Annotated in this window: 16 protein-coding genes; 4 read left to right on the forward strand and 12 right to left on the reverse strand. The window is 32.2% G+C overall.

Features of this window, described 5'->3' with window-relative positions:
• Positions 1–83 precede the first annotated feature (83 nt).
• From HNV10_RS11085 to tilS, 5 genes are read right to left on the reverse strand one after another with little or no spacing between them, the layout of a single operon-like run.
• On the reverse strand, positions 84–1,997 hold the full coding sequence (locus tag HNV10_RS11085; RefSeq protein ID WP_173301418.1) for a CocE/NonD family hydrolase: 1,914 nt from the start codon (positions 1,995–1,997) through the stop codon (positions 84–86).
• Between the two features lie 44 nt (positions 1,998–2,041).
• Positions 2,042–4,492, reverse strand: coding sequence for a T9SS type A sorting domain-containing protein (locus tag HNV10_RS11090; RefSeq protein ID WP_173301419.1), 2,451 nt, complete (start codon positions 4,490–4,492; stop codon positions 2,042–2,044).
• Between the two features lie 58 nt (positions 4,493–4,550).
• Entirely contained in the window at positions 4,551–6,170 is a 1,620-nt protein-coding gene (ade, locus tag HNV10_RS11095) for an adenine deaminase (RefSeq protein ID WP_173301420.1), read from the reverse strand.
• A 52-nt stretch (positions 6,171–6,222) separates the two neighbouring features.
• Complete coding sequence (locus tag HNV10_RS11100; RefSeq protein ID WP_173301421.1) at positions 6,223–6,909, reverse strand: porin family protein; 687 nt, start codon at positions 6,907–6,909, stop codon at positions 6,223–6,225.
• Positions 6,903–8,219, reverse strand: coding sequence for a tRNA lysidine(34) synthetase TilS (tilS, locus tag HNV10_RS11105; protein ID WP_173301422.1), 1,317 nt, complete (start codon positions 8,217–8,219; stop codon positions 6,903–6,905). Before tilS ends, HNV10_RS11100 begins: the two co-directional genes overlap by 7 nt.
• A gap of 155 nt (positions 8,220–8,374) precedes the next feature.
• On the opposite strand from tilS, the gene HNV10_RS11110 reads away from it, so the two are divergent.
• Complete coding sequence (locus tag HNV10_RS11110) at positions 8,375–9,064, forward strand: hypothetical protein (protein ID WP_173301423.1); 690 nt, start codon at positions 8,375–8,377, stop codon at positions 9,062–9,064.
• Between the two features lie 96 nt (positions 9,065–9,160).
• On the opposite strand, the gene HNV10_RS11115 is transcribed toward HNV10_RS11110, so the two are convergent.
• A complete protein-coding gene (locus tag HNV10_RS11115) occupies positions 9,161–10,453 on the reverse strand; it encodes an anthranilate synthase component I family protein (RefSeq protein ID WP_173301424.1) in 1,293 nt (430 codons plus the stop codon).
• 116 nt (positions 10,454–10,569) lie between these two features.
• Here HNV10_RS11115 and HNV10_RS11120 point away from each other — a divergent pair, with 116 nt between their 5' ends.
• Both HNV10_RS11120 and HNV10_RS11125 read left to right on the forward strand, forming a co-directional pair.
• Entirely contained in the window at positions 10,570–11,460 is an 891-nt protein-coding gene (locus HNV10_RS11120; RefSeq protein ID WP_173301425.1) for an aldose 1-epimerase family protein, read from the forward strand.
• A 42-nt stretch (positions 11,461–11,502) separates the two neighbouring features.
• Positions 11,503–12,852 carry a DEAD/DEAH box helicase gene (locus HNV10_RS11125; RefSeq protein ID WP_173301426.1) on the forward strand — a complete coding sequence of 450 codons (1,350 nt, stop codon included), beginning with the start codon at positions 11,503–11,505 and terminating at the stop codon, positions 12,850–12,852.
• 380 nt (positions 12,853–13,232) lie between these two features.
• On the opposite strand, the gene HNV10_RS11130 is transcribed toward HNV10_RS11125, so the two are convergent.
• The 3 genes from HNV10_RS11130 to HNV10_RS11140 form a co-directional block, all read right to left on the reverse strand.
• Positions 13,233–14,060, reverse strand: coding sequence for a mechanosensitive ion channel family protein (locus HNV10_RS11130; RefSeq protein WP_173301427.1), 828 nt, complete (start codon positions 14,058–14,060; stop codon positions 13,233–13,235).
• Positions 14,061–14,251: 191 nt separating this feature from the next.
• Positions 14,252–14,845, reverse strand: a complete 594-nt coding sequence (locus tag HNV10_RS11135; RefSeq protein WP_173301428.1) for an RNA polymerase sigma factor — start codon at positions 14,843–14,845, stop codon at positions 14,252–14,254.
• A gap of 80 nt (positions 14,846–14,925) precedes the next feature.
• Complete coding sequence (locus tag HNV10_RS11140) at positions 14,926–15,330, reverse strand: DUF2721 domain-containing protein (protein ID WP_173301429.1); 405 nt, start codon at positions 15,328–15,330, stop codon at positions 14,926–14,928.
• Positions 15,331–15,550: 220 nt separating this feature from the next.
• On the opposite strand from HNV10_RS11140, the gene HNV10_RS11145 reads away from it, so the two are divergent.
• A complete protein-coding gene (locus HNV10_RS11145) occupies positions 15,551–16,141 on the forward strand; it encodes a hypothetical protein (protein ID WP_173301430.1) in 591 nt (196 codons plus the stop codon).
• A 78-nt stretch (positions 16,142–16,219) separates the two neighbouring features.
• Here HNV10_RS11145 and fabV read toward each other — a convergent pair whose 3' ends face one another.
• From fabV to HNV10_RS11160, 3 genes are all read right to left on the reverse strand, one after another.
• Positions 16,220–17,410, reverse strand: a complete 1,191-nt coding sequence (gene fabV / locus HNV10_RS11150; protein ID WP_173301431.1) for an enoyl-ACP reductase FabV — start codon at positions 17,408–17,410, stop codon at positions 16,220–16,222.
• A 12-nt stretch (positions 17,411–17,422) separates the two neighbouring features.
• Positions 17,423–18,823: a dihydrolipoyl dehydrogenase gene (gene lpdA, locus HNV10_RS11155; protein ID WP_173301432.1), complete on the reverse strand. Its 1,401-nt coding sequence runs from the start codon at positions 18,821–18,823 to the stop codon at positions 17,423–17,425.
• Positions 18,824–19,142: 319 nt separating this feature from the next.
• Complete coding sequence (locus HNV10_RS11160; protein WP_173301433.1) at positions 19,143–25,748, reverse strand: BspA family leucine-rich repeat surface protein; 6,606 nt, start codon at positions 25,746–25,748, stop codon at positions 19,143–19,145.
• Between the last annotated feature and the right edge of the window lie 62 nt (positions 25,749–25,810).

Consider the following 25,810-nt stretch of genomic DNA (forward strand, 5'->3'; position numbering starts at 1 on the left):
ATTCCCCAAAGGGGAAAATTCATTATTTAAATTATTGCAACAGCTACGTGAAAGCTTTGCGTCTTTGTAACTCAACGAGAAACCTACTTCAATAGCGTAAACTCAATAGATGAATCATTATAAACTTTATGCGTTTGTTTCTGAAAATCAGATTCCTTTGCTTCAAAAATATTATCGACATAAGTCTGTGGATTTGCATCTATATAAGGAAAAAATGTGCTTTGTACCTGTACTTGAATTTTATGTCCCTTTTTAAAGGTATGAAACACGTCTTGCAACTTTAAATTCACTGCCGTTTTTTCATTAGGCACAAATGGCTCTGGCTTAGACATACTATTTCTAAAACGTCCTCTTAAGACTTCACTCCTAACCATCATGTGATAATTACTAAGTTTTAAATGATCTTGAACATCCTCAGTATTTTCTGTATCTGCAGGAAACACATCAATAACCTTTACTATCCAATCTGCAGCTGTTCCGGTTGTAGAAACATTTAATTTTGCTAATATATCGCCTGCTAAGGTTATATCATTCTCTAAAATTTCAGTTTCAAAAGTTAACACATCTGGCCGTCTGGATGCAAAACGCTGATCATCTGTCATGAATTTTCTTGGTGTAAATCCAACTTTAATATCTTCTGTATATGGTACTGGCTTTTTAGGGTCACTTAAAAAATCTGAAGACGCATACATTTTATTTGGTTGCTTTGTCAAACGCTCATAAGGCTGCATATAGTAACTTTCTTTATATACATTTTCAGGTGGCCAAGATTTAAACGTTTCCCATTGTTTTGTTCCTGTATTAAACATTTGGGCTTCTAGCAAATCAGTTTTTCCATTAGCTTCACCTTTTAAATAGTGATTAAAGAATTTAGTTTCAATATTTTTCTGAAAATAATCTGAAATACTATCTCCAAAATGGATATTACCAACCACTTGTCTTTCTTTATTTCTTGCCCAATCACCATGACTCCATGGTCCAAAAACAACTGTATTATAATTGTCGCTATTGTTTTCTATACTTTTATAGGTATTAAATGGTCCGTATAAATCTTCAGCATCAAATAAACCACCTACAATCATTGTTGCAGGTTTTATATCTTTTAAATGTTGAATTATCCCACGAGATTTCCAAAACGCGTCATAGGTAACATGTGTTTTTAACTGCTCCATAAACACATTGTCTTCACCATAAAATTTATTAAGCTTACGCAATGGCATATGGTCTAAGAAAAATTGATGCTGATCTTCTGTTCCAATATCAGGAAAGGTGTACCACGATTCCGTTGTTGGAGTTTCTTTCATATAACCAAAAACCGATGTTGCTCTCCAATAACTCAGTAAAAAAGCACCATTATGAATAAAATCGTCAAAAAAGAAATCACCAATACAAGCCTGAGGCGAAACTGCTTTTAAAGCAGGATGTGCATCTAACAAAGAATAGGTTGCATAAAATCCTGGATAAGAAATACCATAAGTGCCAACCTTTCCATTATTATTTGCTGTGTTTTTAATTAGCCATTCAATAGTATCATAAGTATCACTAGCTTCATCAACTTGTGTTCCTGTTTTGTTAGGAATATAAGCTCTCATATTATCATAAACCCCTTCACTATTCCAACGACCACGTACATCTTGGTAAACCATAATATTACCTTCTTCCATGAGGTATTTGTTAGGACCTATTTTACTTTTAAACTCATTTACACCATACGGTCTGCAACTATAAGGTGTTCGCATCATTAAGATTGGATACGTTTTAGTTGTATCCTTTGGTGCGTAAATCGTTGTATGCAATTTTATACCATCTCGCATTTCTATCATTACTTCTTGCTTTGTGTAATAATCTTTTACATTATAAACTGAAGAAACCGTTTGTGGTTTATTTACATCACCTCTAATCTCTCTTGCAGCTTTATTTAAAGCTTCTTGAGCTGGTGTACAACTTATAATTATTACAAAAACTATTAGTAAGAGGGAAATTCTTTTTAATATCATTTAGTATTAGTTTTTAGATGGTTTAAACTATTGATTTATAAAACTTAAAGCTTAATAAATTTATAAATCTGACTTTTACCATCTGATTCAATTTCGGCAAAATACATACCTGTGTTAAATTCTGAAATGTTTAATTCGAAAGATGAATTTTTAGATTGAAATGTTTTCAAACTTCTACCATTAACATCAAAAATGGTTATTTGGTTAAATCCTGTTAATCCATTAATATATATTTGTGTTGAAGCAGGATTAGGATAAAGTTCTACAGAAGAAGACTCTACATCGCTAATAGACAATACACTACCTGTAAAAGCAATTCTTCTAACAACAGCACCATCTCCACCTATTGCAGACAACGAAAAATAATCTTTTGTTCTACCAACATGTTGTAACTCAAATGTAATAACGTCACCTAAATAAGGCTGTAAATCAATATTAACCGTAGTTAATGGATCTTGATATCTAGTAGTTGGATTATAACTAGGTCCATACTGAGTACCATTAATTAAGATTCTAAACCATGAGTTTGCAGGTGTAGAACTATAGTGATGTAATTGCCTAAAAGTAATATCTACTTCACCCTCTTCTAAAGTTGTTCCATCAATTTTAAATTTTAATCCTGTTAAAAAATCTTTGTTATCATTCCATGCTTGTACTTCTGTTGTTGCATCTCCTCCAACCCACTCTGCATTAGAATCTCGCTGATGGAGAATTAACCTTTCATTAGAAAAATAATTAATAAATTCTGCTTTAGATGATTCACTATTTATAAAAGCAAACAAATTTTCACCCAAAGACGATTCATTGTTAATATAATTATCAAATCCAACCTGTAAAAATTCTGGATCCGTAGTAGTATATGTTTTTTGCCAAGGCGAAGCAGAAAAACCGCAAATATTCCTAACAAAAAGCTTATAAGATGTAGCTGATGACAAGTCTGTGAATGCATAACTATTAGTTGTTGTTGGCAAATAATCTACACCAACATTATCTTCAAATTCTGCCGCTATAACCTCATAAGATTCACTACTATTAGAATCCCAATTAATTGAAATACTATTTGTTGATTCTATACTAGATATATTTGATATATTTTCACAATCGTTTTCTATAAATTGTATATTATCTAAATAGGTTTTTCTTGTTGAAGATTTACTAACATGTTCTAGCTTTATTGTAATGATTTCACCAACATATTCAGATAAATCTATTGAAACAGTTTTAAATTCATTATCATCAAAAGCTGCATTGTATATAAAATCTTCCGCTACTCCTGTATAAATATTATCGTCAGCATAAGGTTTTACTTTTACTCTTAAATATGCTTCAGATGTCTGGCTAATATCAAACCTTAACAATGGGTTAATAGCATTTTGGGTTAAATCTACATCTACAGAAAAAGTTCTTAAAAAATCAGTATTTTCTTCAAAAGGGTCACCATAATCTACCCATTGAAGATATTGCGGATAACCTGGTCCAAAAAACATTAAACCGTTTGTACTAAGATTAGCAGCTTCTGTATTAATTTCGGCACCAAAACTAGGTATTGCATAGTCGCGAAGAAAATCTGACTCAAAATCGATTGTGTACGGAACTGTTAATGCATCTGGCCTAGTTTTAAAATAATAACTACGATAACCAGAGGTTACTCCAAAAGCATCGCAATCTGTTTTAACATTTATGTAATAGTCTTGAGATGGCAATAATTCTGAAACTGAAAACGTTTGATCATTAGTTATATCATAGGTTTCTGGAATTTCTTCACCCAATTCAGTGACAACATATCTATAATGATTTGCAGTAGAATTGTCATTTAAAGTAAACTCTGCTGAGGTATTTGTTACATTATCAATATTAGTAACAGATAAGGTTTCACACTCCTCAAGATTACCATCAAAACGGGTTTTCGCATAAGAATTTTGTAATAAAACTGATGTAGAGGTTGATCCATCACTAAATTCTTCAGTTATACTCACTCTACTTCTCGTTGGCGGATTATTAAAGTTTTCCGTACCTCTCCAACCCGCTAATGCACTTGTTGAGTAACCTGGATTAATGTCTTCTACGTCTATTACCAAATTATCTATTCCGTTATAATTAAAAGACTCATCAAATATCACAATATACTCATAGGCATTGGCATAATATGTTGAAATACCTATTTCTGTTAATTCAGAATCTGGAATAAAACCATCTCCAGATACAAACTCTTCTTTTGTAGTATGCCCAATTTTAAAAACTAAACTAGTATTAGGTGAAGGTGATGTTGTAGAATTAGAAAAAGGCGTATAAAACCGTAGTCCTGTTATTTCTCCTTGAAACTTCAGTTGATCAGGATAATACAAAGTTTGGGTCCGCGAAAATTTAGCCTGTGGTACAAAAGGCTGATTTGTATAATCTCCACCACCACCTACGATTACATTATCTGTAGGTATTAATTGTCCATAACTGCAATAGCAAACAATAAAAGACAAAATCAAAAATACTTTTTTCATATTTTAATAATTTTAAACAAATCTAAGATTAAAAAAAGATTCACAAAACTTATAGATTTTAAGCTTCAACTGAAGTAAATTCAAATTTACCTCCATCAAAAAGCCCTTTGTCACTTAGTTTTAGCGCAGGAATCACTAACAAGGCCATAAAAGACAAACTCATATATGGTGCATGAAGCTTGCTTCCTAATTGTTTAGCCATTTTGTCTAATTCAGAATACTGTTTTCCTATAACATCAGCGCTTTTATCACTCATAATACCAGCCACAGGAAGCGCAACTACTTTTTCTTCAGAATCTGAAACCGCACAAATACCGCCTTCATTTTCTATTAACAAGTTCACAGCTTTACAAATGGCTTCATCCGAAACTCCTACTGCAATGATATTATGAGAATCATGACCAACAGAACTCGCTATTGCGCCTTCTTTTAGTCCATAGTTTTTAATAAATGCAATAGCTGGTGCATCATTTTGATAACGATTAACTACAACCATTTTTAATACATCTGTTTTAGTATTTGAAACCAAGTTCCCATCCTTAATCGTTGCATCTTCAATAAGTTCATTGGTAACTAACTCACCATCTACACATTCAATTACTCTAATTTTTTTTGTTTGAGATGCAAATCTAAAATCTGAAACTTCTTTTTTATTGGTGTTGAAATTATTTAGATTTTCAAATTCAACATGTTTTATCTTAGAAATTCCATTATCTGAAACCAATTCACCATTAATATACGTTTGAAGCGTTTTAAAATCTTTTAAATCTTGTACAACAATACAATCTGCATGGTCGCCAACATTCAATAAGCCTACATCTAAATTGTAGTGCTTTACAGGATTTACACAAGCGGCTTGTAATACTTTAAAAACATCGATGCCTTTAGCAACTGCTCTTGCACAAACTTCATTTATATGTCCTAACAATAAATCATCTGGATGCTTATCATCACTACAAAACATCATATTCTCGTAATGCGTATCTAGTAAATCGATAAGCGCATTAAAGTTTTTAGCGGCACTGCCCTCTCTAATAATCACTTTCATCCCTTTTTGAAGCTTCTCTAAACCTTCATCATAAGAAAAACACTCATGGTCTGTAGAAATACCAGCCGAAATATATTTGGTTAAATCATTACCTCTCAATCCTGGTGCATGTCCATCAACTGGCTTATTGTAATATTTTGCCCATTCTATTTTCTTAAGCACCTCGACATCATCATAAATAACTCCAGGATAATTCATCATTTCAGCCAAATACTTTATATCTGGATTTTCTAATAACGTTTTAATATCGTTAGAATCAATCACAGCTCCTGCAGATTCAAAACTAGTTGCAGGCACGCAAGAAGGTGCCCCAAAATTGAATTTAAAAGGCGTTTGCTTTCCGTTTTTAATCATAAACTCCACTCCTTTAACACCAAGCACATTGGCAATTTCGTGTGGGTCAGAAACGGTAGCAACTGTTCCGTGATTTACAGCAATTTTAGCAAATTCACTTGGCACCAACATAGAGCTCTCTATATGAATATGCGCATCTATAAAACCTGGTAAAATGAAATGATTTTCTTTGCAATCCTTTTCTATGATAGATTCAATTTTACCATTTTTAATAGTCACTTCTCCTTTGTAAATTCTTCTATTATGAATATCTACGATGTTTCCTTTTAATTTCAAATTATATGTTTATATGTTTAAAACAAATTATGGTTATTTTCAATTAATGCTATTATAAGTTCAAGTTCCAATTTGCAATAAATTTTATAGTATTGGTTTTAGTTTGAGAAATTCCACCAAACTTGGTATCTCCAATATCACTAATTCCATAATCACCTCGAATTTCTAATGCTAAATTATTTTTTTCATTTAATTTAAAAGTCATTCCGATTCCTAATGAAAATCCATACTCCTTATCTTTAAATAGCTCATTAAAATCTAAATCACTAACATCTTCGCCTGTTTCTTTATTTATCATTTCGTTTGAAACATCAAAAATGTGATTATAAAATAAACCTCCATTTATAAAGAATTCTTTTTCAAAACCAAATTTATATTTTAAAAGTAATGGAATATTTAAATTCTTAATTTTAGTTTTATCTTCTACTGTAAAAGTATTTGTCCAAACTAGGTTAAAACTTTCATATTCGGATTTATATGATCTGTTTTCGTAATTGAAATTGGTCAATACCGAAAAGTTCTCATTGATGCTATACTCAAAAGACAACCCTATAAAATAATTATACTGAGCATCATATTTTTCTGCAAAAGAATCTCCTCTTAAATGGTTATTATTTGAACCAGCGTTTATTCCAATAGAAAAAGCATTTGTTTTTTGATCTTGTGCTCTTACATAGTTAGTAAATAGCATAATCATAAATAAAAATAAGCTGGCTCTCATTATAAGTTCTTTTAACATTTACTAATTTTAAATAAATTCTTGGTTCTTTTAGCAACTTTAAATCGTTCGTCTGCACGCTTACCAACGACCCAAACTACTTTATTATCTGAAGTTAAAACCCATGTATTTTCCTTTTCTACTAATGAGGCTTTTTCGTCTTTTAGGTATTTACTAACTTTCTTTTTTCCTGTCATTCCTATAGGCTGAAAGACATCTCCTTCTTTCCATAATCTGAATTCTAGCGGAAATTTCAATACATCTTTATCAACAAAGATTGTGTTTTTTGAAACATCAAAAATACCATCAACATTAGTAAAAGAAAGCTTACCTATTGGTGTTTCTATTTCTTTATTATCTTCATTAATAAATATAGAGTCTTCACTTCGCTCCGAAACTTTCAAATCCGTTAAAATTAAACACTCGCGATGCTTTATTAACCGATGCGAATTGGAGGTTACCAACTTACCAGATTGCGCATCTAATAAATCTAAGATATCATTCCACTCTGTAAATCCATAACTCTTAAACATCTCATACAAAAAGGCTTTAGGATTGTTTACTTTTTTAAATTCGGAAATCTTAAAAGTAATCCCTAAATCATCTTCAGATTCAATAGCTCGTTGGGTAAAATTAGATAATTGCTCTTCCACAATTAATGCCGTATCGTTGAGATTACTCAATGTATTTTGAAAACTATCTAACAGCTGAGGATTAATTTCTTTTAAAATTGGGACAACTTCGTGTCTTAATTTATTTCTTAGGTATTTCCGAGAAGCATTACTGGCATCTTCTCTCCAAGAAATTTGATTCTCTTTAACGTAACCTTCAATCTGTCTTCTAGAAAACGGTAACAATGGTCGTACAACATTATTATTAATAATAGGGATTCCGGTTAAACCATTCAATCCTGTACCTCTAGTAAAGTTGATAAGAAAAGTTTCTAAATTATCATCTGCATGGTGTGCAGTAAGAATATAATGGAAATTTAATTGTTGCGCTAACTCCTTAAACCAATTGTAACGCAGTTCTCTTGCTGCCATTTGTATGGAGCGTTTATGTTGGGTAGCGTAAGCTTCTGTATCAAAATTCTGAATAAAAACTTCTACATTTAAATCGTCTGCTAAATCTATAACAAACGCTTCGTCTTTATCACTTTCTTCTGCTCTTAAATTAAAATTACAATGTGCTAACGAAAAATTTAAATTCAACTTATAACATAAATGTGCCAGAGCAACACTGTCTATTCCTCCCGAAATAGCTATAAGTAATTTACCTTCTTTTAAAAACGAAAGGTTATTTTCTAAATGATTTTTAAGCTCCTTTAACACATTTCAAAGGTATATAAATTATTCGTTCCCTCAGAAGCTCTAAAACTCAATTTTTTATGATTATTAGTCTAATTTCTCTGATGTTAAAATGACTTTTATCATACCAACCTGTTTTCTTTTTTTTTAACTTTAAAAGAATTTAAAAATATTAGGTCATGAGTGTATCAAAAGAATTAACATCGAAAAATGCACGAAATGCCTTTGAAAAAAAGGTGCTTTCTGCTATACCACATTTACATCCATATGTAAAACATAGAATTTATATTGCTGAAACTACTGGCATATTACCAAAAAATATGTTCTCATCTAACGGAATTATTGACGAGAGTATAATTGAACTTTACAATAAAGACTTTGATATTGATGCTGAACCTTTAGCTGTAAAGCTTGAGCTTTTTAAATTAGTAGATAATTACATGAATGTATTATTTAAAAACGAAGCACATCACCAAGATACTATAAGCACAGATCACATGCTTAATAAAGAAATAACAAAACTTGGCGAAGAATATACTGTTGATGGCGATTTTGATTTTATCTTAAACACAGAACTCAATGATATTTCTTACAACCAAAACGAAGGTGAGATTTTGCAACTGTATTCAGATAAAGAAACCTCTATTTTAAGTGCTTTTGAAGTTAAGGATTTATCTACCAAACAATCACCAAAAGCATTTGATAAACTATACCATTGGTTACCTTTTAATGTATCTAACATTATGGATTTATACATTTTTGGGAAATTAGATTTTGAATCTATTGCCAAAATTAAAAACATTGAACAGAAACGCGTAGAAGACATCTTTGATAAAGTTAAGCGTACCTTTAGAAGACATATTGAATAACTAATCTAAAATTTCTTGCAAAGGCGTAAAGAGCATAAGGGTTTATATACTAAAAAACTAAATTCTGTGATTAAAAACTGAGGCTTAGGCTAAAACCTAATTCTCCAAAACCTCACGCATGGCTTTCGCCTTTATGAGACATTCCTCGTATTCTTTTAATGGGTCACTTTTTGCAGTAATAGCACCTCCTACAGAATAAGAAATGTATTTTTTTGATGCGTTGTAGAGAATACTTCTAATTATTACATTAAAATCGAAATCACCATTGGGCATAAAATAACCAACGGATCCTGAGTATAAACCTCGTTTTGTTTCTTCTAGATTTTCCATAATATTCATGGCTGAAATTTTTGGAACACCTGTCATACTTCCCATTGGAAATGTAGATTTAATAATATCTACAGCATTGGTTTCTGGTTTTACTGTAGACTGAACTGTAGATATCATTTGATGCACTTGTAAAAAAGAATAAACTTTGCACAACTCCTTAACCACTACACTTCCTTTTGTTGCTGTGTGCGACAAATCATTGCGTACCAAATCAACAATCATTATGTTTTCACTGCGCTCTTTAGGGTCTTTAGATAAAACTTCTGCAAGTTTTTTATCTTCAGAATTATTTTTAGAACGTTTTGCTGTCCCTTTTATAGGTTGTGAAATAACTGTTGTACCTTCTTTTTTAATATAGCGTTCTGGTGATGCAGACATCATATATTTGTCTTCAAACTTTAAAAAACTGGCAAATGGTGGTTTTGAAATTTTATTAAGCTTATTAAACGTATCAATTGGGTGTATTTCGCTGTTTTCAGCATAAAATTCTTGGCAGAAATTGGCTTCATAAATATCACCTCTATGTATATGAGCTAACATTCTCGTGATTTTCTCAAAGTATTCATCTTTATGGATTCTGAGTTTTATTTTTATAGAATTCAGAGGTTTTTCGATTGCTCTTTGACTAACATTAGTAATAGCCTCTAAATCTTGTTCAATCTCATTATCTACCATTTTTAGATATTGAATTTCAACGTGATTATCTTTAAACAAAAAGAGCTTTTTTGGCTGAAAGAAATACAAATCAGGAAACTCTAAACCATCAAAATTTTCAGATTTTAATTGTTCTGTGGTATTTTTTAAATCGTAGGTTAAATAACCAAAAATCCAATCGTTAGTTGCTACTTGGTATTCTTTTAATTTTTCAAAAGCATCAAAAAAATCTGTACGTAAGGTGGTAAACGCATCAACTGCCAAAACCGCATCGTAGTTACTGTATTGGTCAGTGTGGTTGTTAGAATCTAACCACAAAATATCATCGAATTGTTGCGACCAAAGCAATAGATTTTGCTTAAAGTTCTCAATGTTTTTTGGCTGATGGTTTTGTGTTGTTCTCAATAAAAAAATAATTGCTGCAATTTACCTAAATTTAAACTTGGAAGGAAATAAATTTGACTTCAAAGCTATTTCAATACTTACTTAAGAATTGTATATTTCAAAAAAAATAATCAAGCATGCATACCTTATATAACGACCTCTTAAAAATTAACATTAAGCCTAAAGGTGCTGAATTATGTAACATTACTTCCGCAAAACACAAAACTGAATTTATATGGCAAGCAGACCCAAAATTTTGGGGAAGCCATGCTCCAAACTTGTTTCCTATTATTGGTTGTATGAAAAATAACAGCTACATCTACAACAATAAAACATACTCTATGCCAAAACATGGATTTGTAAGACATAACAATAATTTTGTTGTTAAAAACCAATCAGATTCTAGCATTACGTTTAGTTTATTTTCTAATAACGAGCTTTATGAGTTATATCCTTTTTTGTTTGAGTTTGAGATTACTTATACACTTAATAAAAACGTATTAACCGTTAATCATAACGTTAAAAATATAGATGATAAGACCCTGTATTTTTCTTTAGGTGGACATCCTGCATTTAATTGCCCGATTTCAAAAGAAGAAGATTACACAGATTATTATCTAGAATTTGAAAAAGAAGAAAACAGCCAAACCTACTTATTAAATATAGACAATGGTTTACTAACCAACAAAACCAAACCTGTTTTCTCTAATGGCAATCGCATTAATCTTAGACCTGATTTATTTAATGAAGATGCTTTAATTTTTAAAGATTTAATATCTAGAATTGTTAACTTAAAACACAGAACAAAAGGAAAAGTCTTAACATTAAATTTTAAAGATTTTAAAGAACTAGGGATTTGGGCAAAACCAAACGCGCCTTACGTTTGCATTGAACCTTGGTTAGGTATTGCAGACAACGAAACTACTGACCAAAAAATAGAAACTAAAGAAGGTATTATTAGTCTTAAATCTAGTTCCGTTTTTAATGCTTCTTATAATATTGAAATAGAAAAAAGCCTTTTAGTGTAAGTTGAGCAATAAAATAGTAGCTTTGCAGCAAAACATTGCAACGTGACTTTTCAAGACCTTAATTTAAATACGCCTTTATATAATGCCTTAGATGATTTAGGTTTTACAACACCTACACCTATCCAAGAACAATCTTTTAGTGTTGTTGCTTCTGGTAAAGATGTTGTTGGTATTGCACAAACTGGTACAGGTAAAACACTTGCTTACATGTTACCTATTCTTAGAAACCTAAAATATTCTAGACAAGACAATCCTAGAGTTTTAGTTCTGGTACCAACAAGAGAATTAGTTGTACAAGTGGTAAGTGAAATAGAAAAATTCTCTAAATACATCAACAATCGTGTGTTGGGTGTTTACGGTGGCACCAATATTAATACGCAAAAACAAGCTGTTGCGCAAGGACAAGATATTATTGTAGCTACGCCAGGACGTTTGTACGATTTAGCTGTGAGCAGAGTTTTGCAACTAAAATCAATTCAGAAATTAGTAATTGATGAAGTTGATGTAATGCTAGATTTAGGTTTTAGACACCAATTGATGAATATTTTTGATATTTTGCCGCAACGAAGACAAAACATTATGTTTTCTGCTACCATGACGAAAGATGTTGATGAATTAATTTCCGATTTTTTTATTAATCCTTCTAAAATATCCATTGCCGTTTCTGGTACACCATTAGAAAATATAAAACAAGAGCGTTACGATGTGCCTAACTTTTACACCAAAGTAAATTTATTAGAACATTTACTTCTTGATAAAGATGAATTTTCTAGAGTTTTAATCTTTGTGGCTTACAAGAAAATGGCTGACCGTTTATTTAACAAACTTGAAGAATTGTTCCCAGGTGAATCTTGCGTTATACATTCTAATAAAACACAGAATTACCGGTTACGTAGTATTGAGCAGTTTAGAGAAGGAGAACATCGCTTATTAGTTGCTACAGATGTAATGGCTAGAGGTTTAGATATTGAAGGTGTATCTCATGTTATTAATTTTGACACACCAGATTATCCTGAAAATTATATGCACAGAATTGGTAGAACTGGTAGAGCGGAACAAGAAGGTCATTCTATTTTATTATCTACAGATAAAGAAAAAGAAGGTTTAGAGCGCATTGAAGAATTAATGCAAATGCAAATTGAAGCCTTATCTATACCAGATACTGTTGAAATTTCCACTGAACTAATTGAAGAAGAACGTCCACAGATTAGAGAACGCAACAATCCTATAAAGCGAAGTGATGCTGATGCTCCAGGACCTGCTTTTCATGAAAAATCAGAAAAGAACTCTAAAGAAAATTTAGGTGGTTCTTATAAATTTAAAATTGCCGCAAAATATAAAAAGCCAAAAACGCGAGGCGACAAAAACTATAATCGTAGAAATAAGAAGTAAACTTAGCTCTTGACACTAAAGCATAGACCAAAGTTATCTGCTTTTAATAATTTCTTTTTTGGGGTTCTAGCTTTTTGAAAACAAAACCACAACAAAACCACTTTTTAACGTTTATAAACGGACTTTAAAGTCAATCTCATGCTTATCCATGAAAAAGCATGACATTTATATTTTCCTGTTTATGATTATAACAATTGATAATTATTATTGTTGATTTTAGCATCTCTTATCAACTTAAAGTAAGTTAACTCATTCTGAAGTTTAAACAATTTTAACTAAAAAAAACCCTAATCAAATTAATGAAAAGGGTTTCATGTACCTCAAGTACTTGCAGGATTGTATTCTATGTAAACATAAAATCTATAACCCTAACCTTATAGTTAATCCTGCAGTTGTACTTGATTTTCGATTAAATCTTTTATAGGAACAATAAGTTTTCCTTTTGCGTTTTTTAATATTACCGATATGCTTTGTACTGCTTCTACAGTATATACTTCATCATTAAAAACTATTTTTTGTCCAACTTCGTATGTTTTACGTGCATAAAATGTGCTTAATAGTTTACCAACAACCTCTCTTGCACCTAAACCAAATGCAATTGCAAATGCTAAAAGGAATGCTGCAATAATCATATTAACATTATTGGTAATGATTTCTGTATCAATACCTGCCTGATTTAATGCCGTAATGGAGATAAATGTAAGCAATAAAAAGAATACGACTTGGCTAATCATTTTACCACCCGATAAATCCATTGATTCAAAAAGTGATTTTAATCCTTTCTTTACAAAGTTGGCAAATAAAAGCCCTATCATAAAAATGACTAAAGCGGTAAACAACTTAGGTAAATAATCTAATAACTCTCCTATTTTTAAAGATATAGATTTAAGATTTAAGATATCTAAAATCATTAAGGCAAGCATTATGTACATGATCCATTTTACAAAACCAGAAACCACCTTAATGGTATTAAAACCTAATTCTTTGCCTTCAATTATTTCAATTTCATTAATTTTTTCATCTAGCTTAGATACTTTAGCTAGAGTTAATACTTTTTTAATAATTCTCACTACAATTTTGGTAGCCAATAAACCAAAAATAAAAATAAATAAGGCTCCAATTATATTTGGAAATATTGCAGAAATCTCTAACCACATTGTTGTTAGTGATTGCATTGCTATGTCTTTAAATTCTGTTACTTTATCCATACTAATAATTTAATGTTAGGGTTTATTAAGTATATTATTTAGTTCTATTGCTTGTTACACTGTCTATTATATGACCTATATTATACGAAAACAATTCGGCAATTTCCATAAATAGCTTAGCCATAGCAATATCATGCATAACTCTTCCCTTAAGCTCCGCCGGAACCTCCTTCAAAGGCTTATCTATTTGACTAAATGGATTTTCCATCTTTCGTGTAATTAGTGTACTTATGTACAAGTTTTTCTTTTGCTCTTTTTAATCGCATTTTGACTGCGCTTTCTCCTATATCTAAAGCTTCAGCCAATTCTTTAATTGATAAATTATCTTGATATTTTAATAATAAAATCATTTTTTCATCTGGTGAAATCAATTCCATAACCTTCTTCAACTGATCAACTCTCATACTTTCAAACTCTAAAGTAGAATCGATATCTTCACCTATATTTTCAATGTCAAAGTTTTCTGTACTTACTGACTTTTTTTCAAACTTCTTAGCTGTGTTTCTGGTGACATAATTTACACAATGATTATAAGTAAATGCATATAACCATGTAGAAAATTTAGACTTTCCTTTAAAACTAGCTAATTTAACAAATACTCTTAAAAATACATCTTGTGTTAAATCCTTAGCTTCATCCACACCATTGGCAAATCCATAACATTTGTTATAGACCATGCTTGAATATCTGTCGTACAAAACCTCGAACAACATAGTGTCGTTAGTTTTTACGATAGCTTCTACAAGCGCTTCATCAGTTAGGCTATGAATAGCGTCTTTCGTCAAAGTGATTTTAAGTATGTTTTAGTTAGTTATAGTCTTAAGACACTTAAGTTTTTAATAGGTCACATCTATTAAAAAAAATCTTACTTTTTTAAATTCCCTTCAATATCTCCTAAATGATGCTGTAAAGCCCTTGCTGATATTTGAATCTCCCAAATTAATAAAATTAAAGACATAATTAATAAAATTAATCCAAATCCAAAAGCCCAAATAGCTACTATATTCAATTTTATGTAAATTAAGAACATAGTTAAAACACAGAACAACAAACTACTAATACCAGCAATTTGCATATATCTCGTTAATTTTACTCGTAATTTCAAATTATTAATTTGTCTTAAAATAGATGTATTTTGATGTTGAATATACTTTTCACTAAGGTTTCTTATTATAGCTGCATAGGCTAAAAAACGATTGGTATATGCAAGCATAATTAACGATATCGCCGAGAACAATAATGCTGGAGTTGTGAGTGTTAATTCTTCCATATTTAGATTTTCAACAAAATTAATGAATAAATATTGGTCAGTTAACCTTTTAATGCTGATAATTTTAGTAAAAGGACACCTTTAATCGAAAAGCGCTTTCCATTAATCGAAATTATGAATAGGATATTTTGAATCCTTTATAAAATTCTTAACTTTAAGAAAATAAACACCCAAATCTAATCGTTGTATAGCTAATGCTATTCTATTGAAAACCTGCTAAATGAGTGATTACTTACACAGAACCATCCCAAATTTAAAGCCTTTTTGCTTTGAACATCATCACGATTCTCATTTTATAAATCAACAATGGGTTTTAGTAAATGGTATCTCTAAGAAAAAATCTATTTACACCTTTAAAAAGGATAATGTTCTTGAAATATCTCGGAAAGACAATGTTATTAAAACCACGTGGACAATAAATATTCAAAACAATTTTTCTATTGAAACTGAAGATGGCTTAATATCTGTGCAAGCTTATTTTAAAGATGATGACATTTTGGTATTAAATAATCTAGATAAGGAAGAATTTGCTTTATATATTAATACTACCAATTACGAAGACGAATTAAATTCAGTAGAGGATATCAATACTTTTTTAAAGGAAAAATATAAAAAGAAAGTTAGTAATATTATTTACGATCATAAATTCTATTACATAGAACAATCTAAAGAATATGGACCTTTTAAGGTTGAAGAGTTAGCAGAAAAAGTAAAATCTGGCGAAATTAGTGCTTATTGCTTTGTTAAAGATGTTAACGAGCATGACTATAGTAAGCGTATGCGAATTGAGGATTTACTACACGAACTTTAAAACAACCCTTAATCATTTTACAAAAAAAAGCGAAAATCTAAATTAGAAATTCGCTTGATTATAAAATTATTTGGTAATTTATTCTTGCAATCCTGGAATAGCAACCATTTCATCGACATCTTTATCGTAATCAATGCCATCTACATTAAAACCAAAGAGATTAAAGAAATCAGTTTTATAACCTTCTAAATCACCAATTTCTGGTAAAGTTTCGGTTGTTGCTTCTTTCCAAAGCTCTAAAACTTTAGCTTGTATATCATCTCGCATTTCCCAATCGTCTACTCTAATTCTTCCGGCTTCGTCTAATTGTAAATCTTCTGCATATAAACGCTCATTAAATAAACGTTCTATTTGCTCAATACAACCTTCGTGAATGTCTTCCTCCTTCATTACTTTATATAATAATGAAATGTATAAAGGAATTACAGGAATAGCAGAACTCGCTTGTGTAACTAAAGCTTTATTTACAGAAACATAACCTTTTCCATTAATAGCTTTTAGAGAATCTGTTATTTTAAAAGCAGTAGCTTCTAAATGGTCTTTTGCTCTACCTATGGTTCCTTTTCTATAAACGGCTTCCGTTAATGAAGGACCAATATAAGAATATGCAACCGTTTTAAAATCTTCGGACAAAACGTTTTCAGACATTAAAAGGTCAATCCACATTTGCCAATCTTCACCACCCATTACAGCAACTGTATTGTCTATATCTTCATCTGAACAAGGTTCAATTGAAATTTCTTTTACCACACCAGTATGAAAATCTACTGTATTATTAGTAAACGTATCACCAATTGGTTTTAAAACCGATTTAAAACGTGTTCCAGAATCTGGATGCGTTCTCACAGGCGACGCTAAACTATAAATAAGCATATCTATTTTGCCTAAATCTTTCTTTATTAAATTTAGGGTTTGAGCTTTAATTTCGTGAGAAAATGCATCACCATTTATACTCTTTGCATATAAACCATCTTTATGCGCTTGGGTTTCAAATGCTGCACTATTGTACCAACCTGGTGAAGCTGGACGACCTTCTGTTGGTGGTTTTTCAAAAAACACACCAATGGTTGCTGCTTTAGAGCCATAAGCACTCGTAATTCTTGATGCCAAGCCAAAACCTGTGGAGGCACCAATTACAAGTACATTTTTAGGACCATTTTTAGTAGGTTTAGATTTTATATATTCAATTTGATTTAATACATTTTTTTCACATCCTTTTGGGTGCGCTGTTAAACATATAAATCCTCTTGTTTTTGGTTCTATTATCATATTATCTAAAATCTAAATGTGTAAAGCTCTATCCTCAGTTGCTGCCAAAGCCGCTTCTTTTACAGCTTCTGCAAATGTTGGATGTGCATGAGACATACGAGAAATATCTTCTGCGGATGCTCTAAATTCCATAGCGGTTACTGCTTCTGCAATTAAATCTGCACAACGTGCACCAATCATGTGTACACCTAAAACTTCATCTGTAGATTTGTCTGCTAAGATTTTTACAAAACCATCAATATCTCCACTTGCTCTTGCTCTACCTAAAGCTCTAAATGGAAACTGACCAACTTTATATTCTACATTATCTGCTTTTAATTCTTCTTCTGTTTTACCAACAGCAGCTACTTCTGGCCATGTATAAACCACACCTGGAATTAAGTTATAATCTATATGTGGTTTTTGTCCTGCTATAGTTTCTGCAACAAAAACACCTTCTTCTTCCGCTTTGTGCGCTAACATTGCACCTTTAATTACGTCACCAATAGCGTAAATATTAGACACATTAGTTTGCAAATGTTCGTTAACTTCTACTTGTCCTCTATCGTTTAATTTTACACCTGCAGCCTCAGCATTTAAACCTGCTGTATATGGCTTACGTCCAACAGACACTAAACAATAATCACCTTTAAACTCAACAACTTCGCCTTTCTTGTTTTCAGCTTTTACAACGACCTCATCGCCATTTCGTTCAACGGATTGAACTTTATGAGACAGCATCATTTTGCATTTCGCTTTCTTAAAGACTTTATTTAATTCTTTAGATAAACCAGCATCCATGGTTGGTAAGATTCTGTCCATATATTCAATAACAGTCACCTCAGCACCTAAACGACGATACACTTGCCCAAGCTCTAAACCAATAACACCTCCACCAATGATAATCATGTGTTTTGGAATTTCTTTTAGTTTTAAAGCTTCTGTAGAGGTTATAATACGCTCTTTATCTAAAGTAATAAATGGTAACGTTGATGGTTTAGAACCTGTAGCAATAATAATTTTCTTTGCTTCAATCTCTTGTGCATCTTTACCTTCTATAGTAATATGAGTTGCATCTTTAAAAGCCCCTATTCCTTCAAAAACGTCGATGTTATTTTTCTTCATTAAGAAATCAATTCCACCTGTAGTTTGGTCTACAACAGCTTGCTTACGACCAATCATTTTCTCTAAGTTTACTTTAATGTCACCAGGTATTTCGATACCATGGTCTTCAAAATGTTTTGTAGCTTCTTCGTAATGGTGAGAGGAACTCAACAAGGCTTTACTTGGAATACAACCTACATTTAAACAGGTACCACCTAGCGTAGAATATTTTTCAATAATTGCAGTTTTCATGCCTAATTGTGCGCAACGTATTGCTGCTACATATCCACCAGGTCCAGAACCTATTACTGCTACATCATATGATTTCATAGAGATATTTTTTGTCTAATTAGAATTAATACAAACAAAAGTACAAATGTTTTGCGGGAAGGCAAACGGCTATGACCTTGAATTTATGATTTATGTTTTTTATCATAATAGATTTATTAATCCAAGATTGTGATTTTAGATCTTAATTATAGATTTCATAATGTTATTATATATTGTAGTATGTGTAATTTTATTCTTTAAATATTCTCCACCATTTTAATAAAAAGACCCTTTAGTTTTAATGCTCAGATTCGGCTAGAATCAAATTTTCTTAAAAATACTTAATCGTGAGTCTCTATTGCAAAAGTTATATTTCATTTTATCTTACCAAACTAAAATGACCTCTTAAAATTTTCCCATCTTTATATAAAATTGAATACCAATAATCGCTACTTGGTAAAAGTTTTCCATTATAATTACCACTCCAGCTCCAACCTGTTGAAGAATTATTCATTTTATTCATTGTTTTCCCATAACGATTAAAAATTATAACTTCTGAAACATTGTTTAACTCATTAGGCACAATCCAAAAATCATTAACTCCATCATCATTAGGTGTAAAAAACTGAGGAATAACCTCTTTGTATGATTCTGTTGTAAAACTTTCTTCTGAACAACCTACAGCATTACCATCGGCATTATATGGGATTATTGATACGTATATTGTATTGTCCTCTGGCAAATCTGCTAGTAAATCATAAGTTAACACATTGCCCATATCCAAACTGTTTACTATATCGTTACCGCCAGAACTTGTGCCAACGGTTAAAATATATCCTGTAGCATTAGATACAGCATTCCAAAATAAATCGGTATTTACCAATACACTAGTAGAACCAGAACTTGGTGAATTTAGAGTGGTACAGTTTGGTAGAGCTAAAAGGTCTTCAGTTGTAAAAATCTCTTCTGAACAACCTGTAGCAATACCATCGGCACTGTATGGAATTATTGAAACATAAATTGTAGAATCCTCTGGTAAATCTGTTAGTAAATCATAAGTCAAAACATTACCAACATCTAATCCGTTTATTATATCAGTTCCACCTGTACTAGTTCCAACATTTAATATATAACCTGTTGCTCCAGCAACTGCTGTCCAAGATAAATCCGCATCAATTGCAACATTAGTTGTGCCCGAAGTAGGCGAACTCAAATTCGTACAATTGGGAGGAAACAAAAGGTCTTCAGTTGTAAAACTCTCTTCTGTACAACCTGTGGCATCACCATCGGCACTGTATGGAATTATTGATAAATAAATTGTAGAATCCTCTGGTAAATCTGCTGGTAAATCGTAAGTCAATACATTACCAACATCTAATCCGTTTATAATATCAAAACCTCCTGATTCGGAACCTACAGTAAGTGTATAACCTGTTGCATCTGCAACAGCGTTCCAGCTTATATCTGTACTAACAGAAACGTTTGTTGTTCCAGATAATGGGGAATTTAAATTCGTACAATCTAAGTTAAAAGGAAGGTCTCCTGTAATAAAACTTTCATGTGTACAACCATTAATAGCATCACCATTTGAATTATAAGGAATAATCCTAACAAATATTTGAGTATTTGGAGGTAAGTCAAAAGGTAAATCATAAATTAAAGAATTTCCGACATCAAACTCACCGAAGAAGATAGTGTTAGTTCCTAAATTTATTCTGTATCCAGTGGCATTTATAACTGAGTTCCAATTAAAATTTGTAGCAACAGAAACATCTATATCACCAGCCAACGGACTTATTAATGTTGTACATTCTGGTAGAATTAACGCTGTAACAAAACTCTCTTCAGCACAGCCTGCAGCTTCACCATCAATATTATAAGGTATAACAGTTACAAATATTTGAGTATTGTCTGGTAAATCCGATGGTAAATCATAAGTCAATACATTGCCGACATCTACACCGTTTAGGATATCAGTTCCACCTGAACTAGTGCCAACCGTTAAGATGTAACCTGTAGCTTCTGAAATTGCCGCCCAAGATAAATCAGTATTGACAGAAATATCAACCGAGCCCGAAGTAGGCGAACTTAAACTAGTACAATTTGGAGGAAACAATAGGTCTTCTGTTGTAAAACTTTCTTCTGCACAACCTGTAGCATCACCATCTGCATTGTATGGAATTATTGATACATAAATTATAGTATTCTCTGGTAAATCTGCTGGTAAATCATAAGTCAATACATTGCCAACATCTACAGCGTTTAGGATATCAGTTCCTCCTGAACTTGTGCTAACCGATAAAATGTAACCTGTAGCTTCTGTAACTGCTGTCCATGTTAAATCAGTATCCACTGGGATATTGTCCGAGCCCGAAGTAGGCGAACTTAAACTGGTACAATTTGGAGGAAACAATAGGTCTTCTGTTGTAAAACTTTCTTCTGTACAAGCTGTGGCATCACCATCGGCATTATATGGAATTATTGATACATAAATTGTAGTATTCTCTGGCAAATTTGCCGGTAAATCATAAGTCAATACATTGCCAACATCTAATCCATTTATAATATCTGTACCTCCAGAACTCGTTCCAACTGTTATGGTATAACCTGTAGCACTTGCTACTGCTGTCCATGTGAAATTAGTGTCAATCGCTATATTAATGGAGCCTGACATAGGAGAACTGAGACTCGTACATGCCAACGGTGGTGTAATCGTTAATAAAAATTCTTCCTCAGAAAAACAAGTTGGACTTGCATAATCATAGATATAAAGCGTTATCGGATAACTAGGAAAATTAGCATAATTAATAACATCACTAGCATTGTAAACTGTCCCAGTGCCATCTGGTCCTGTATAATAGGCTTCATTACCTGTTAAGTTAGTTCCTGTTATCACAGGTAAGGTATAACTACCTGATGCCGTTTGGTCTAGTAAACCATCTACTGTTGGGCCAGCAAAACCACCATCAGAAATGCTCCAATTATAACTTGCAATCATATTGGCTCGTGCAGCTGCACCAGCACAATATTCACTGTAGCCTCCATCAAAAGGAACATTTAGGTTTAAATTTTGAGCATTCCAACCAATTAATAAGCTGTCATAATTCGCAATAGACAGGGTTGCATTCATAAATATATTCGTTGCAGTTTGTAAGCTAGTTACATTCCATGCTCCCAAATCCTGATCAAAACTAACAGCAGTAGCAAACATGGTGTCCATAGTAGATACGTTTCCAGTATCCCAATTTCCTATATTTTGATTAAATAGATCTGCATCATGAAACATTGCATCCATCCGAGTTACATTACTAGTATCCCAAGATCCAATATCCTGATTAAAAGTATCTGCATTAAAAAACATCGCAGCCATGTTAGTTACACTACTCGTATTCCAACTACCAATATTTTGATTGAAAAGAAGTGCATAAGCGAACGTACCATCCATTCTATTAACATTTCCAGTATTCCAATTACTAAGGTTTTGATTGAATATATCTGTACGAAAGAACATACTATTCATATCAGTAACATTACTTGTATTCCAATTACCTATATCTTGATTAAAGATTGAAGCTTCAGCAAACATTTCACCCATAGTAGTTACACTACTGGTATCCCATGCACTTATGTTTCCATTAAAATTATTAGCCACCCTAAACATGGTAAACATGTTAGTTACGTTACCAGTATTCCAACTGTTTAAATCCTGATTAAAACTTGAAGCTTCGTCAAACATTCCAGACATATTAGTAACTAAAGAAACGTTCCAAGTGTTAATATCTTGATTGAATTGTTGTGCCAGAGCAAACGTCCTTGACATATTAGTGACGTTGCTTGTATCCCAAGACGTAATATCGTTGTTAAAAACGGTTGCTCCTTCAAATAACGATTCCATAGATTGAACATTTTCTGTGTTCCAATTCCAATTACCTGTACCGTCACCTAGGGAAGTTGCATTGTTAAACATGCGCCACATGGATGTAACACTACTAAGATTAGGTATGTCTGAAGCATTAATAACTAAGTTTGAACAGCCCTCAAAAGCTCTTTGCATAGACGTCCATAGGTTACAACCCCATTGATCTACAGACAATAGTTTTTGCGCATTTGCTGTATTAGAAGTCATATATATTCTTGGAAACGTACCTGTTATAGTGACTTGATAATTGTTAGCAGTTACATAAGTATGACTTGTATCTCCTGTAGCTCCAACAGTTGTATTACCATCTCCCCAATCGATATTATAATTATAAATTTCACCCTCATTGCTAGTTGGTATGGTTATACTTTCATTAGGTGATATAGTTTCCCAAGTGGTGATAAACTCGCAACCATCATCAATAGTTAATAAAAAGGATTCTTCTGAATAACAATCTGGACTTGGACTATCGTAAATATAAAGTGTTATTGGATATGATGGAAAATCTGAATAATTAATAACATCACCAGCAGTATATATTGTACCTGTACCATCTGGACCTGTGTAATAGGCTTCGTTACCCGAAAGGTTTACTCCTGTAATAGCTGGAAATGTAAAACTACCAGACGCGTTTTGATCTACTAAATCATCAATTGTTGGTCCTGCAAAACCACCGTCAGTAAAATTCCAGTTATCACTTGCAATCATATTAGCTCTTGCTGCTTCACCTTCACAATATCTACTAAAGCCTCCATTAAAATATAGGTTAGGTTGTAAATTTTGAGCATTCCAACCAATCAACAAACTATCATAATTTGCAATAGATAATGTATCATTAAAAAATATCGCATCAAAAACAGTGACATTCTCAACATTCCAATTACCTAAATCTTGATCAAAACTTATAGCATTGTAAAACATATTAAACATGTTTGTTACACCACTTGTATTCCAACTACCAATATTTTGATTAAAAACAATAGCATCATTAAACATTCTACTCATATTGATAACAGAACTCGTATCCCAATTTTCTAAATTTTGATTGAATGAACTACAACCGTTAAACATATTTGCCATATTAAGAACATTGGAAACATTCCAATTTCCTATATCTTGATTAAAATTAATGGCATCTTGAAACATATTCTGCATTGCTACCACACTACTAGTGTCCCAAGATCCTATATCTTGATTAAAATTAGTGGCATCGTTAAACATAACTTGCATTGTGGTAACTGAACTAGTATCCCAAGTTCCTATATCTTGATTAAAATTAGTAGCATGGTTAAACATAGTAGACATTATTTCAACACTACTTGTAACCCAAGAACCTATATCTTGATTGAATGTTTCAGCACCAGAAAACATATTATACATATCTATTACACTACTTGTATCCCAACTTCCTATATCTTGGTTAAAAACACTTGCACCATGAAACATCCTGGCCATAGAGGTAACATTACCGGTATCCCAACTCCAATTACCTATTCCTCCTCCTAATGATGTACAATTAAAAAACATAGATTCCATTTCCGTGACAGAATATAAATTAGGAACGTCAGGGGCATTAACAACTAAATCTGTACATTCAGAAAAAGCACTATTCATAGTGATCCAGGAATTACATCCCCATTGATCAATAGCTTTAATTTTTGCTCTATTAACAGCAGTGCTCCCTCCAAAATAGATTCTTGGAAAAGTACCTGAGATAGTGACTTGATAAGTCCCAGCCGTTACATAACTATGTGTAGCATCTCCAGTTTCTCCAGTGGTTATATTCCCATCTCCCCAATCTACATCGTAGTTGTAACCCATGCCAGTAGTTGGTATAGTAATGGAATCGTTTGGTGTAGTGGTTTCCCATGTGGTGATGAAAGGGTCTGGTTCTTGGGGAGTTGATTCATTTATATATAAATTTGAGATTGGGCCAAGACCAGTTATTAAAACATCAAGATCTCCATCATTTTCTATATCTACAAAATTTACTGAAGAATATATGGTATTGACAAAAGGCAAGCCTGTAACTTCCGTAAAAAAACCATAACAATCTTGGGAGTACAGTATGGTGTTCTGGCCTGCATTACTTCCTGTCATTAAAATATCCAAATTTCCATCTCCATCAACATCTGCTATAGCTGATTCACCAGAACCTACATTAAGAAATGAATCCGGAGTGTAATGATTAAAATTTCCTAATCCATCATTTATGAACAAATCTGTGAAATTAGCAGTATTAGAACTACCTGTCATGAAAACATCTTGATCCCCATCATTATCAATATCAGCGAAGTTTACTGAGCTATTGCTAAGCCCAATAAATGGAGTTCCGCTGACCAATGAAAAATTCCCTGACCCGTCATTAGTATAAAGTTTTGTAGACCTTTGGTTAGCAGCTACTATTCCTGAAATTAAAACATCTAAATCTGAGTCCCCATCAACATCTGCAAAATCGACTGAAGAATAACTACTAACAATCTCAAATGGCTGCCCCATAGATTCTATAAAATTACCACTCCCATCATTTATATACAGTTTAGTAACTGGATTACCACCCTCATTTCCAACCATTAGGACATCTAAGTCTAGATCGCCATCTACATCAGCAAATGCAACATGACTACCATAGATACCAACAAAAGATGTCCCTAAGGATAAGGTGAAGTTCCCAAATCCATCATTTAAATAAAGCTCTGTAACACCAGAGATTACTCCTCCATCTTCTCCAGTAATAAGAACATCCATGTCATTATCGCCATCTACATCTGCAAAATCTACAGTTCCATCACCTACGGGAGTAAAAGGTGTCCCTAGTACTAAAGAAAAATTCCCTAACCCATCATTTAAATAAAGTTTTGCATTATAACTAAGGGTGTTGTCATCCCAACCAATTATTAAGACATCCGAATAATTATCACCATTGACATCTGCAAAAGCGGCGTCTCCACTAGTCACAGGTATAAATGGCACAGTAGTATCTTCTACAAAGGCTATTTGAGCGTTAACAGTAAAATAAATAAGTGATATTAAGAAAAAAAGAGCCTTTACGCGAAAAGTATGCATAATTAGAATGTTGGTTAATAGCACTTTAAGTTATTAACAATAAATTAAACCCAAAAGATTTT

This window comes from Winogradskyella litoriviva (genome assembly GCF_013249065.1).
GTDB classification, from domain to species: domain Bacteria; phylum Bacteroidota; class Bacteroidia; order Flavobacteriales; family Flavobacteriaceae; genus Winogradskyella; species Winogradskyella litoriviva.

What these genes read in the sequence shown, in the direction of transcription:
- HNV10_RS11085 (WP_173301418.1), bottom strand. Translation starts at nt 1,997, where the DNA reads ATGATATTAAAAAGAATTTCCCTCTTACTAATAGTTTTTGTAATAATT.
- HNV10_RS11090 (WP_173301419.1), bottom strand. Translation starts at nt 4,492, where the DNA reads ATGAAAAAAGTATTTTTGATTTTGTCTTTTATTGTTTGCTATTGCAGT.
- HNV10_RS11100 (WP_173301421.1), bottom strand. Translation starts at nt 6,909, where the DNA reads ATGTTAAAAGAACTTATAATGAGAGCCAGCTTATTTTTATTTATGATT.
- HNV10_RS11110 (WP_173301423.1), top strand. Translation starts at nt 8,375, where the DNA reads ATGAGTGTATCAAAAGAATTAACATCGAAAAATGCACGAAATGCCTTT.
- HNV10_RS11120 (WP_173301425.1), top strand. Translation starts at nt 10,570, where the DNA reads ATGCATACCTTATATAACGACCTCTTAAAAATTAACATTAAGCCTAAA.
- HNV10_RS11130 (WP_173301427.1), bottom strand. Translation starts at nt 14,060, where the DNA reads ATGGATAAAGTAACAGAATTTAAAGACATAGCAATGCAATCACTAACA.
- HNV10_RS11140 (WP_173301429.1), bottom strand. Translation starts at nt 15,330, where the DNA reads ATGGAAGAATTAACACTCACAACTCCAGCATTATTGTTCTCGGCGATA.
- HNV10_RS11145 (WP_173301430.1), top strand. Translation starts at nt 15,551, where the DNA reads ATGAGTGATTACTTACACAGAACCATCCCAAATTTAAAGCCTTTTTGC.
- fabV (WP_173301431.1), bottom strand. Translation starts at nt 17,410, where the DNA reads ATGATAATAGAACCAAAAACAAGAGGATTTATATGTTTAACAGCGCAC.
- lpdA (WP_173301432.1), bottom strand. Translation starts at nt 18,823, where the DNA reads ATGAAATCATATGATGTAGCAGTAATAGGTTCTGGACCTGGTGGATAT.
- HNV10_RS11160 (WP_173301433.1), bottom strand. Translation starts at nt 25,748, where the DNA reads ATGCATACTTTTCGCGTAAAGGCTCTTTTTTTCTTAATATCACTTATT.